This window comes from Acinetobacter higginsii, from assembly GCF_000369525.1.
GTDB lineage: Bacteria > Pseudomonadota > Gammaproteobacteria > Pseudomonadales > Moraxellaceae > Acinetobacter > Acinetobacter higginsii.
In genome coordinates this window covers 2,070,187-2,082,378 of record NZ_KB850072.1, presented here as the reverse complement: position 1 = coordinate 2,082,378, position 12,192 = coordinate 2,070,187, and the positions used below count along the sequence as shown (strand labels likewise).

Genomic DNA, 12,192 nt, shown 5'->3' with positions numbered 1-12,192 from the left:
CCATGCCTCAATTCAGATGGATTAAAAGGTAAGCCCAATTTAGCCTTACCTTTTAATGTCTACGATTGAAGCAATATGCCAAGAGATCCTTAATATCAACTTAAAGCGAAAAATACTATTTTTTAACCAGACGATAATAAGAAATCGCCAATAATATTGCAGCGACTGTTGCAAGATAAATCAGTTTTGGCACAACAATGGATGTTGGCACACCCATCTGATTGAGTTGTACAAAGAGTTGTACCCCATGGGTTGAAGGTAGTGTCCATGCAAAGTATTGCATCCAATGTGGCATGGCTTCATGTGGCCATGCGGTACCTGTCAGCAAGAACAAGGGTACTGAAGTGACTACAATCAAATGACCAACGCGTTCTGGCATATCGACCAGTGAACCGACCAACATCCCTAATCCAATCACGCAACTGACATAGATCGGCACGGCAAGTAGCATGCCCCAGAAATTACCACCATGTGGATATTCATATAACCAGAAAGTAAAGCCAAATAAATACAGGCAGCCTAAACAACCTGTGGTAAAGATCGCTGCAAAAGTGGCCCAGAACTCTACGGGTTTTGCCACCCAGCCTTGTTCACGGTAACTGGCAATCAGCATCGCCAGACCGAGCAGAATAGTCTGATGAATAATTAAACTAGCCACAGCAGGGAAGATATAACTGCCATAACCAGACATTGTGTTAAACAATGGAATTTGGTGGATCGAAAGTTCAGGCTCAAAAGCAGAGGCATTGCCGAACTTTTCTAAGTGCTCTTTTAACGTATATTCAATAGAACCTGCTAAACCGACTCCGACTTCTTTGGTTCGAATGAAATAAGCCGTGCTCAAGTACAGGCCAATGCCGCCCATTTCACCACGTTTTAAGCTATTGGTCAGGTTTTCTGGTAATAACAAAATACCTTCAGCTTGCTGGTTTTTCACCATGCGCTGTGCTTCAAGAAAGTTATCTGTCACGGTGATGATTTTGATGTGAGGACTATTAGACGCTTGGCTAATGATTTTTGAGGTCAAAATGCTCTGTTCTTCATCCACAATCACAATTGGAATATCTTCAGCGGTTTGTGCTTTATAGGCAGTTGGATAGAAAAAACTATAGAGCAGGATTGCGGCAATGAGCGTGGTAAACACCGAGCTATTGGCAAAAATATTTTTAAAGGTCTGTAAGTAATAACTGAAAAATGACTTCATGAGCATAGCTCCTGAGTATTTTTCTTTAACAGACGCACGCTTAACGCAAAGAATAAACCTGCAAAGATCAGTAATATACCAAATGGAACCAATGAAACATAAATATCACTGCCAATAATCCATTGCTCTGTCTGCAATTTAGCATAAGGCGTGTAAGGAATAATCATCGACCAAAATTGAGTAAATGCGGGTGCATTATTTAAGGGCAGGGTAATCCCTGAAAAGCTTGGCGATGATCCACCGTAGAGTGCGATAAAACCAAAGGTTTTAGGTAAATTCTGTGTTGCCAAAACCACAGTACTGCTAATCACGGCATAAGCAAAATACAGCAAAAACTGTGCAACAAGGATCAGTATAAGTGAACCTGCGATAAAGTAACCACGAATATGTGCGAGCCAGAACATCCAGCACCAAGTCCAAGCGCAAAAAATAAAGACATAGAGCAGGACTTTACCAAGTAGGCTAGAGATAATTTGTTTTGATTGGACCCATTCACCGACAGTCTTGCGTTTAAATTCCTGCCCGATAGCAAAAGCCACGCAACAGCATAGTAATAAATGTAAGACTGCTGGCACCATAAAAGGTTCCAGAAACAGTTCATAACTCATGCTTGGGTTATATAGAGTTGAGATCTTGATATGCGGTGTTGGCATGTCTAAATAGGGAATAGTATTGGCTAAATAGCTTTGCCCCATATAATCCGCCATCCCATTCAAGGTGCTGATCAACATGGCTGAAGAAATGGTATTACCGATACTAAAAAAAGACTGGTTATAGGCGATACTGATCTGCGCATCTTGGGCTTTGACCAGACGTTGCTCAGCCCCCTCAGGGATCATCACGAATCCCCAAGCTTCGGTTTTATTGATCAGTCGTTCGGCTTCATCTTGGCTAGCGGTAATCGTTTTAACCTTCAAGGTGTGATTGATGCTAAGTGCATGAATCACTTTACGACTCATTTCACTTTGATCTTGATCAATCACCACAATGGGTAAATGTTCCGCTTTACCCGCGGAAAACATACTGCCAAATAATAGAATCACCAGCAAAGGGGCAATGACCGCCATAAACAAATCAACTTTATGGCGTTTTAAATAGCGCAATTCCCGCAGCATCACTGCAAACATCGCTTATTTTGCCTCTTCAATTTTAAACAATACACTCATACCGACTTTTAAATCTGGAATACTTTGCTCTGGGACTAAATGAAACTTAAAACTGCGAATATCATAACCGCCTGTTTGGCGTGTGGTTTTGATGGTCGCAAAGTCACCTTCTGCATCGATATTTTTGACTTTAAACGTGGCTTTTTTGTTGAGGGCGGGTATAAAGCCTTCAATCGTTTTCATTTTATAAACAGAGCTATACATGTCTTCGCGGACATTTAAGCTAACCCACAAATCATGATCTTCGATAATACTGACCACAGGAACCGCAGTTGCGACTAATTCTGTTGGTTTACCATAGGTCTTAGATACGGTTCCATCTGTTGGTGAATACAGTTTAGTTTCTTCAGTTAAGGCATTGGCTTCTTTTACTGCCGCTTGCGCCATCGCAACTTGCGCATCGGCAGTTGATTTTTGCTGTTCAGTACTACCACGTTTGGCACGTGCATATTGTTGATAGGCTGCCTCGGCTGTTTCACGTGCAGAGGTTTGTGCTGCAAGCATTTCGTCACGGCGTTGACGGGAAATTACACCTTGTTGAAATAAGGTTTCACCACGCTTGTAAGTTGTTGCTGCTAACTCTGCTTGGGTTTTCATTGCTTGCCAGTTGGCATAGAGCGTCTCGATATTTTCTTGCTGCGCACCACGATACACGGTTGAATGGAAAGCAGTCGCGCTTTGTAATGCCGCTTGAGCCTGTTCCTTTTTCGCTTCTAATTCTGGGCTGACAAAACGAACCAGTGCTTGACCTTTTTTAACAGCTTGACCTTCAGACACATAAAACTCTTCAATACGACTCGGGACTTTGGTGCTGATATGTACCGTTTCCGACTCAACCCGACCTTGCAATTCAATCGCTTGTGGCTGGTAGGCTTTCCATAAACCAAATGCAATCAGACCTAACAGCAGAATTAAAATAATTAAGCCGATGATTTTTGCCTTGCCTTTTTTGGCTGGCTCGGTGGGTGGTTGTTGTATATTTGAGTTCGAGGTCTCAGGTCTCGGCTGTTCTACTTTTTCTATAGAGGTCACTTGTGCTTGAGATGGTTCAGAAGCTTGAGTCTCAGTCTTATTTTCCACTTCATCTGTATCGCGTTCTGAATTGGATGATGATTGATCTTGGCTCATAAAATTCTCCAATTAACGGATATAGTCTGTACGTGGTTGATTAACATAAAGCTTGAATTCATCAATCGAACCATAGCTTTGTAATAAAGTGGCTAAAGATAAGATGTATTTATATGAATTTATCGCCATCTCACTTCTTAATGCACTGAAGGCATTTTGTGCATCAATCACTTGAGTCGCCGTGCCCATACCTTCTTTAAATGAAAGCTGTTGGATACGTAAGTTTTCTTGCGCAGCTTTGGTGTTTTGGGTTAATAGTTGATGGCTAGTCTGAGACGCGTTTAATTCGCTATAAGATTTGTACAGCACGTTTTCGACTTCTTGCTTGGTGCGTTCGGTCATGAGCTCAGCAGCGTATTTTTTCAGTTCGGCAGCACGGATATTTTTATTGTTATCAATGCCCGAGAATAGATTGTATTTGGCCATCACACCGACAATCCAATTCTCTTTATTGTCCAACCCATATTCACCAAAGGCAAACAGGCTTGGTTTTTTCGCAGATTGTTGTACTTTGATATTTTCATTGGCAAGCTGGGTGTCCATTTGCAGCTTTTTAATCAAACTGGAGTTTTGATCGTAATTTGCCAGCAGTTTATCCAAAGAATGATTTTGTGCATTATTTACAAATAGTGGGGTGGTGAGGTTTAAGCTTTCTTTAGTCTGTAATAGATTTTTTAGGCTAAACTGGCTCGCTTGCAGATTCGACTGCGCATTTTGATAGGTGCGTTCTGCATTATTGCGCGCCACTTCAAACTGCATGCGCTGGCCTTTATTAATAAAACCTTGTTTCTCTAATTTAAGTGCATTGTTATAGTGTTCTTGCATGGCATTTAAATTAAACAGGCTAGCGTTGAGTAACTGTTGTTGTAATTGCACATTAAAATAGGATTGAATCATCTCAAAACGTTGTGAATCTTGTTGTTGTTTTTCGCTGATATTTGAGCGTTGTGCTTGAATGGTGGCAATCTGTTTGGCACTGTTAATTTTACCGCCAGTATAGAGTGGCATCACCATTGAAATTGAAGTGCGCACATCATGGTCTTTCACCGTAACATCCAGATTATTGGGTACCTGATTTAAGCCTTCATTGACCGTCTGATCAAAACCTTGGCTGACTTGATCAATCACTTCTGGCGGAAGCACATTACCCCATTGTGATAATTTGTCGTCAAATCCACGAGTGAGTGAGTTTTCGAGTCGACGTTTACTCGACTCTAAGGGCACACTGGTTTCGCTATGAAATGAATAGGCGCGAGCATTTAAATCAATACGGGGTAGACCGAGGTGTTTGACAGCTTCCATTTCAAGTTGGGAGGCTTGTTGTAGGGCCTGCTGGGCTTGTGTTGAATAGGCATTTTCCACAACATATTGTTCAGCTTCACTATAACTAAATGTTTGTGCAAATAGGGCCGTAGGAAATAGGGCACAGCTGATTAAGCCTATACTGAAGCTTAACATTTTAGGAAAGCGCTGGACCTTAAAACTCGGTCGATCATGTCGTTTCAACATTTGGTTATGTCGCAATTTAATAATATCCTGAGTAAGTCTAAATTCTTTTTATAAAATTGAAATAATATGTTTTTAATTAAATAGTTATATCGACACTTTTGGTGTAGTGAAATTGTAAAAAGTAGAGTTTTTAATCTAAAAAAATCTCAGAAAAAACATGAAAATGAGCTGTTTAAATCGACTGTTGAGACTTGGCCTAAAATATCATTTATGAACCCAACAGGATTGAAAAATTAATATTATTTTCTCGGTTAAATTGAAATATTTAGGTGATAAGCTGCTGCAAGCTTCGCCAATCTATGGTTAAATTCCCATTCCAATTTGTTCCACTTTAACAAGGGAAAAACTCATGCGTGCTTATAATTTCTGCGCTGGTCCTGCTGCATTACCTACTGCCGTTTTAGAAAAAGCTCAACAAGAATTGTTGAATTGGCAGGGCAAAGGCCTGTCGATCATGGAAATGAGTCATCGTAGCAATGACTATGTTGCTGTGGCAGAGAAGGCTGAAGCTGATTTACGTAAGCTCATGAACATTCCTGAAAATTATAAAGTCTTGTTTTTACAAGGTGGTGCGTCGCTGCAGTTTTCAGCGATCCCACTGAATTTATTGGGTAAAAACAACAAGGCTGATTATATCCATACGGGTATTTGGTCTGAAAAAGCGCTCAAAGAAGCCAAGCGTTATGGCGATATTAATATCGTTGAAGCAGGGACTTTAATTGATGGTAAACATGCAATTACTGAACAAAGTACTTGGAACCTTTCAAATGATGCTGCTTATGTACATTATGCGGATAATGAGACTATTGGTGGTTTGCAATTCGCGGCTATTCCAGATGTAAACGCACCGTTGGTTTGTGATTATTCATCTAGCATTTTGTCTGCGCCATTGGATGTCAGCAAGTTTGGTCTGATCTATGCGGGTGCGCAAAAGAATATTGGTCCAGCAGGCTTAACTATCGTCATTATTCGTGATGACTTGTTAGATCAAGCAAAACCTGAGATTCCAAGCATCTTAAAATATGCCGATCAAGCCAAGAATGGTTCAATGGTGAATACGCCTGCGACTTATGCGTGGTATTTATCTGGTCTCGTGTTTGAATGGTTGCTTGAGCAGGGTGGGGTAGATGCGATCTATAAAGTCAATCAAGAGAAAGCAAAACTGCTTTATGGTTATATTGATTCAAGCGACTTCTATAACAACCCCATTGCCATTCCAAACCGTTCAATGATGAACGTACCATTTACTTTAGCTGACGAAGCACTTGAAAAGACATTCTTGCAAGAAGCTGAACAAAATCACTTATTGAACTTGGCAGGCCACCGTTCAGTGGGCGGTATGCGTGCAAGTATTTACAATGCTGTACCTTTAGAAGGTGTTCAAGCATTGGTGAACTTTATGGATGAGTTTGCGAAACGTCATGGTTAAGCCATAAGGTGTTGCTAAAATAAAAGCCCTCAATATTGAGGGCTTTTATGTGCGAATAGGGTAGTGGTCAAAAAGTTTAAAAAAAGCCAATTCGATGAAACATGAGTGCTGCTAAAAACATACCAAGTAAAAAAAAGCAAAAAGCACCAACATCAAGTTTAAGACCTTGATCACTCGAATGAATCAGACTGGTGGTCGTTTGTTCTGGTATAATTTTCATTAGAACGCCTAAAATGCCATTTATGTGATTTTTTGTCACTTATGTGCAGTTTTAGCATAAATATTAGTGTGAATAAAGATCAATTTAACTTTATTACATACCATTTCACAAAAAACATATAAACTTCAATTATCAGCTTGTTTCACCGTTAACAACCATTTCATAATACAACACTCTATTTCATGCCGTTTGTGTACATATTCGTGTACATAATGGCTTATTACGATTTTTAAATCGGTTGTGTGTACATATTATTTTTAGAGTTTGAAATGGCATTATCTGAAGCTTGGCTAAAAGCAAATAATGGTAAAGAGCGAGAAGCGGTTGAAGTAGTTGCCGACCGTGACTCTATGAGCGTTAGAATATCACCGAAAGGCAAGATTGTCTTCCAGTTGCGATACAGATTCAATAATAAGCAAGAAAGGGTTGATCTTGGCACCTATCCCCACATAAGCCTCAAAGATGCTCGCTTGGAGGCTACACGGCTTCGTGGATTGTTAGATCAAAATAAAAATCCAAAGTTGGAACTGTTGGTAGAGAAGGAAAAGAATATAAACCCCGTCACATTCAAAGAAGTTTTTTTAATGTGGTATGAATCATATTGCTCTAAAAATAAAAAAGAACATGAAAGCATTAAGCGCATGTTTGAGAATCATCTATTTAATAAGCTGGGTAATCACCCTATAGATCGAATCGATATTAGTGATTGGTTAGGGATTTTTGAGGAATTAGCAGGGCGTATACCCGGCACAGCAAAAAACCTTTTATCGAACACAAAACAAATGCTGAAATGGGCCGCTAAACGCAAATATATTCAAACCAATATTCTTGCTGACGTTTACCCTAAAGCCGATCTTAATATTACATCGATACCAACAAAGCGTGTTTTAACTGACGATGAAATTGTGGTTTTCTATGAATGCTTAAAATGGTCGAGATTGACTACTAAAAATAAAATCTTTCTAGAATTATGCCTGATCTTTGCGTGTCGTAATGGCGAACTTAGAAGGGCGGAAAAGAAACACTTTGATCTAAAGCGTAAGATTTGGAAAGTACCTCCATCTAACCACAAAACTGGATACAAGAATGATAAAACGCTGATACGTCCTATTTTGCCGTATATGGAAGATTTGATTAGAGAGGCTATGGAGTTAAGCGAGGGTAAGTATTTATTCAGCAATGGTAAAAATATTGACGAGTATCTAACCGATCCAGCATCTACCGCATTGCCAAATAGTGTGATCGGCTGGGTGAAGCGATTCAAAAAAGAAACGATGGAGCATTGGTCACTTCACGATCTACGCAGAACAGCACGTACAAACTTTAGTGCATTTTCAAAAAATAGGGATATTCACGAGATTATGATTGGGCATGTACTCCCCAATAACCAAGAGGTATATGACTTGTATGGGTATGTTTTGGAACAGGCAGAAGTCTATGAAAAATGGATTGAAAAATTAGAAAGGTTAAAGGGGTAAAGCGGTCATGCGACCGCCTTTTTACCAATACAGTGTTTCTCCCAATTCCGAACATCAGATAAGAGGTAGCGTTTAGGCGCACCACCAACAGAGGGAAATGCTGGCGCAGGGAATGGCATTCCCCATTGTGTGTTTTTCTCCCAGCGCCATAAGCTTACTTTTGTGATTCCGAACATCTCGCATACTTGATCGGAAGTAATATATTTAGCCATTCGTTGCGTCCTCCGCATCCGCTTTTGCTTCTTTCTTCATTTAACATGCCCTCCAAGATCCAGATAATTTATGCTCCAGTCGTTGGCCCACTCTGAAATCATGTTTTCTTTTTCATCGCTGCTTAAAGCATTCCACTCATCTTCGTCTATGTAATCAGATAGTTTGAAACTATCTTCTTGTGAAGCATTTACAACACCTATGGACATATGAAAATGGATTCGTAGTTCATTAAAATTACTCATTTCCGCTCCTTGCTGCTTCTAGCATTGCTTTACAATGTGCTGCCGCTTTTTCAGCTTCTTTTTCAGAATCAAAAAATTCCCAAAAAATGTTATCCTCATCTGTATAAACTTTGGCTGCAAATTGATTTTCTACAGTCCAGCATTGCTGGCGCTTGACCTCTAAAACATCACCCGGTTCCAAATCACATAAAAAGCTGTCTGGTTCGTCAATGTATATAGATTCATCTTCATCAAGATACCAATTTGTGATTTCAGATTTTGGCACCACCACGCAGCCTTCAAGCTTTTCTTCGGCATGTAGGGCAGAGGCTTGCCACATTGACCAACCGTAATTCAGTTCATTAAGAGCTACAAACTTATCCATATTGGTTGTGACGATTTTCATTTTGTACTTCCCTGTACTCTCATCGTAATAAAACCAATTCCATATTTTTACGTGCTGTTTTTTCTCAAAAGCCTCGCGTTCATTTTCAATATTCATACTGCCACCTCAAATTCTGCTGCCAAGTCATGCATTAATAAGTTGCCTGATCCTGATTCGTACCAGATGCCTAAAATGCCTTTATGTCTAAATCTTAAAATCTCGTTTTGTTCTGTTTTGCTATAAACATCAGCGCCAATATCAACCAACCAGTTCTTGAAATCCTCAAGCTTTGAAATGGGAAGGGCTTTGCGATTCTTATAGCTTCGATTACTGCCATATCTGCTTCTTAAAATCTGCCAGTCGTTCATGCTGCCACCATATTTTTTCTAAATAGCCCTACAGTTAAGCAGGGCATAACCTGTTTAACTTTGAAGCTCAGCTTCGCGCATGTCAGCCGCTTGATTGAGAAGGGCCATGTCATCTTCTGAGAATGATTCTAATGCTGGGTCAGCAAAGATCGTATTGATCTCATCTTGTGACTTTGCCGCTTTGATTTTTTGGATCGTTGCATCCACTGGATTTACTGGTGCATCATCAAAAATGTCTTGCTGTGCCAATATTTCTTTACGCTGTGCGTAGGCCATTAACACAGCTTGATTGTGTGCCTGAGTCATTTTCGATTCACTGCCTTTGATAGCTCTTGCCACCTCAGCTTCAAGTGAAATAACATCATTTGCATCGGCAATCATTCGTTCTAGGCCTGATTTCACAGAATTACTTTTGATTGGGTCCACTGCATCAACTTTCGTTTCTTGTGCTTCAGCTGAAGGTTGCAATTTTTCTTTGTGGTGCATGTACATATCTTTTAGATAAGACACATGCTGACCTGTTAAGCCATCATTAGCTAAAAACTCATCATGAATTTTTGTAAGTTCAACTAAAGTCTCAACCTTGTTCATTCGCACCAGGTATTCTTTACGAAGCGCCATTGATGAGACTTTTTCCACATCCTTAGGCTGGCGGCGGTTTACTGGTTCTTCTGGTTGGTTAAGCGGCGTGTTTTCTATATCTTTTACAAGCTGCTTGTATTCTTCAATCTGCTCATCTTCAGTTTTTTTTTGTTTTTGGGATTCAGAAACAGGGCGCTTATCTTCAGTAACTTCAGCATCTACAACTTGTGCATCTTCTAAAAACTTTCCACGTTGAGCCACAAAAATATTATTGATGCTATCCCAATCAGCCTCAGACAATTCAGCAATTTCACCTTCCAACTTGTCCAGATCAGATAATAATTTAGCAGCAAGAATTTTTTGCTTGAGTGCGCGTACTTGACCAGCAGTGTTTTTAACGACTTCTTGTTCAGGTGTAACGTCAATTAAATCGCGTTCCTCTTCCTCAGATTTAAGACCCATTAGTAGCTCTGGTGCATACACGCGACCAAAGAACGATGCAGCACGGTAGCGGAGCATTTGCTCAGGCATGGTTTGCCATTTGCTACCATTCTTCTGATACCAGCCTTCCTTAACTGCCATTTCAACAGTGATAACTGATGATTTGAGAATTACAGGTTTACCATCCAGATCAACGGAACCTTTTTCCTCAACCCATGCAAAGCAAGACATATCCTGAATTTTAACTGTCTTGTTAACAATGTTTTTGCGCCCGTTGTTCCATTGAGTTTCTTGATATTCGACTTCCTTTTCGCCCAAATCTTTTAATTCAAATCGTAAAGATGAAAAGCGACCACAGCTATTAATTGCCGCCATGATGAATTGAGATGACCAAGCAGGGCGACCCTCAATAATGTAAAGGTTCTGCATCACCATTAATGCATCTGCATTTAAGCGGTTAGCAATATTTAACGCGATAACACAGTTGGAAAGGCCAGACGGGTTTGGTTCATCTCGGAACTGCCAATTACCATTATTGTCTTTACCAGCTTTAACCTTGGTAACGGCGCGGTACTGTTCAGGAACCAAAGTTGAGCTTGATAGCATTTTCGCAACACGTTGCGACAACTCGAAAGCTTCAAGGTTTAATAAGCCTACAAACTGGTTAGAAGAATTGGTTTGTTGTGCAACTGCATTTGCTTGAGCGTTCATAATTAAAATTCCTATTAGTTAAAATCGTTTTGTAAAGCGAGTTTGGTCATGTAAGAAGGGAGGAATATTTCTTCTAATTCGAGTGAATAACCTCCCCATTGATTCATTAATTGAGATTCGGCGAGTAGCTCTTTAGCTTTGCGATAGCGTACTTCACCAACACTTAAAAATAGGTCTGAGGCTTTGTATTGCTTGGCTACAAAAGGCGCATCATTTTCAGCAACAAGATAGATAAAATCAGGCTTGTTTTCAGTCTGGTAGTACTGCTGGAAGCCTTCTTGATACATCACAGCTGATAAGTCATAGGCAAAGTTGCCACAGGCTTTAGAGAAAGCCATTGGGCGAGCATCATTCGCCGTTTTAACATCAATGATCAGGCCATTGGGAAAGGCATCACACGGGATAATGTGATAATCAGGACGAATGCGAAGCTGCAAGTCATAGATTGGATCGGTGAAGAAGATACTTGCTTCAGCCATACCAGCATGTTTCAACATAACGCCATATATGCTCAGACATTTAAGGTTTAAAACGATACGGTTTGCGCCAGCAAGTTGCTGCTCTGTAATGGTAATTTTATTACCGTTTTCAGCTTCCCATGCATCCCACCATTCAATGCGAGCAAGTGAATCGGCAGACGGGTTTTTAGCATTACGCATAACGTCAGTTGGTGGCTTTGGTGCATCAGCTGGCAACACGCTAAATTCATCTGCAAACACATCTGGTTCAAGGAACAAGGCATGTGCCAAAGTTCCAAAATCCAAGTGTTTTTTTGATTCCTTCTCATGCTCTTTAGCAATATTGAACGAGTAGAAGTGTGCAGCACTACGCAACAGGTCTTTAAGCTGGCTTGAACTGTACTCAGGGCGAGCGTGATATTCATCATTGCTCATACCTTGGATAAGCTGATCAGAAGATTGTAAAAGTTGGGGTATGGTATGCATATTATTCACCATTAACTTCCACAAATTCACCATTTTCATCAAGCTGATACCACGTATTAGCCTTGATTCCGTTTTCGCCTACTTTTGAAGCGCGAATATGAATAATTTCATCTTCATCATTACGATATGTGAGAACAATTGCGCCTGTTTCACATGCTTTTGCTTCGTTTTTCCAGCCTAGACCACAAGCCAC

General features: G+C 40.2%; 13 protein-coding genes and 1 pseudogene. 2 read left to right on the top strand and 12 right to left on the bottom strand.

Annotated features, from left to right (window positions below):
• Positions 1–115: 115 nt before the first annotated feature.
• Genes F902_RS16000 through F902_RS15985 form a run of 4 tightly spaced genes read right to left on the bottom strand, consistent with a single transcriptional unit; the run spans position 116 to position 5,007 of the window.
• Positions 116–1,204: an ABC transporter permease gene (locus tag F902_RS16000; RefSeq protein WP_005205026.1), complete on the bottom strand. Its 1,089-nt coding sequence runs from the start codon at positions 1,202–1,204 to the stop codon at positions 116–118.
• Positions 1,201–2,331, bottom strand: a complete 1,131-nt coding sequence (locus F902_RS15995) for an ABC transporter permease (protein WP_005205024.1) — start codon at positions 2,329–2,331, stop codon at positions 1,201–1,203. Before F902_RS15995 ends, F902_RS16000 begins: the two co-directional genes overlap by 4 nt.
• A 3-nt stretch (positions 2,332–2,334) precedes the next feature.
• The gene (locus F902_RS15990) at positions 2,335–3,498 is read right to left on the bottom strand and encodes an HlyD family secretion protein (RefSeq protein WP_005205022.1); all 1,164 of its coding nucleotides are present in this window, start codon (positions 3,496–3,498) and stop codon (positions 2,335–2,337) included.
• A gap of 12 nt (positions 3,499–3,510) precedes the next feature.
• Positions 3,511–5,007, bottom strand: a complete 1,497-nt coding sequence (locus F902_RS15985) for a TolC family protein (protein ID WP_005205021.1) — start codon at positions 5,005–5,007, stop codon at positions 3,511–3,513.
• 349 nt (positions 5,008–5,356) lie between these two features.
• Between F902_RS15985 and serC the strand changes: the two genes are divergently transcribed.
• Positions 5,357–6,436 carry a 3-phosphoserine/phosphohydroxythreonine transaminase gene (gene serC, locus F902_RS15980; RefSeq protein WP_004805613.1) on the top strand — a complete coding sequence of 360 codons (1,080 nt, stop codon included), beginning with the start codon at positions 5,357–5,359 and terminating at the stop codon, positions 6,434–6,436.
• A 76-nt stretch (positions 6,437–6,512) separates the two neighbouring features.
• Here the strand turns inward: serC and F902_RS22725 are convergent, their stop codons facing one another.
• Complete coding sequence (locus F902_RS22725) at positions 6,513–6,656, bottom strand: hypothetical protein (RefSeq protein WP_004654651.1); 144 nt, start codon at positions 6,654–6,656, stop codon at positions 6,513–6,515.
• 269 nt (positions 6,657–6,925) lie between these two features.
• Here F902_RS22725 and F902_RS15975 point away from each other — a divergent pair, with 269 nt between their 5' ends.
• Positions 6,926–8,134, top strand: a complete 1,209-nt coding sequence (locus F902_RS15975; protein ID WP_005205020.1) for a tyrosine-type recombinase/integrase — start codon at positions 6,926–6,928, stop codon at positions 8,132–8,134.
• Positions 8,135–8,139: 5 nt separating this feature from the next.
• Here the strand turns inward: F902_RS15975 and F902_RS15970 are convergent, their stop codons facing one another.
• The 7 genes and pseudogenes from F902_RS15970 to F902_RS15940 all read right to left on the bottom strand — a co-directional run.
• Complete coding sequence (locus F902_RS15970) at positions 8,140–8,310, bottom strand: hypothetical protein (RefSeq protein ID WP_422385890.1); 171 nt, start codon at positions 8,308–8,310, stop codon at positions 8,140–8,142.
• Between the two features lie 72 nt (positions 8,311–8,382).
• Positions 8,383–8,589: a DUF7167 family protein gene (locus F902_RS15965; protein ID WP_005205018.1), complete on the bottom strand. Its 207-nt coding sequence runs from the start codon at positions 8,587–8,589 to the stop codon at positions 8,383–8,385.
• A complete protein-coding gene (locus F902_RS15960) occupies positions 8,582–9,070 on the bottom strand; it encodes a hypothetical protein (RefSeq protein ID WP_005205017.1) in 489 nt (162 codons plus the stop codon). Before F902_RS15960 ends, F902_RS15965 begins: the two co-directional genes overlap by 8 nt.
• Positions 9,067–9,321, bottom strand: coding sequence for a hypothetical protein (locus F902_RS15955; RefSeq protein WP_005205016.1), 255 nt, complete (start codon positions 9,319–9,321; stop codon positions 9,067–9,069). The genes F902_RS15960 and F902_RS15955 overlap by 4 nt, the downstream gene beginning before the upstream one ends.
• 54 nt (positions 9,322–9,375) lie before the next feature.
• Positions 9,376–11,055, bottom strand: coding sequence for a hypothetical protein (locus F902_RS15950; RefSeq protein WP_005205014.1), 1,680 nt, complete (start codon positions 11,053–11,055; stop codon positions 9,376–9,378).
• A 14-nt stretch (positions 11,056–11,069) separates the two neighbouring features.
• Positions 11,070–12,011 (bottom strand): PD-(D/E)XK nuclease-like domain-containing protein, encoded by a 942-nt coding sequence (locus F902_RS15945; RefSeq protein ID WP_005205012.1) that lies wholly within the window; start codon positions 12,009–12,011, stop codon positions 11,070–11,072.
• Positions 12,001–12,192: pseudogene (locus tag F902_RS15940) on the bottom strand (DUF7666 domain-containing protein); the annotation flags it as partial. The gene F902_RS15945 and the pseudogene F902_RS15940, both read right to left, overlap by 11 nt.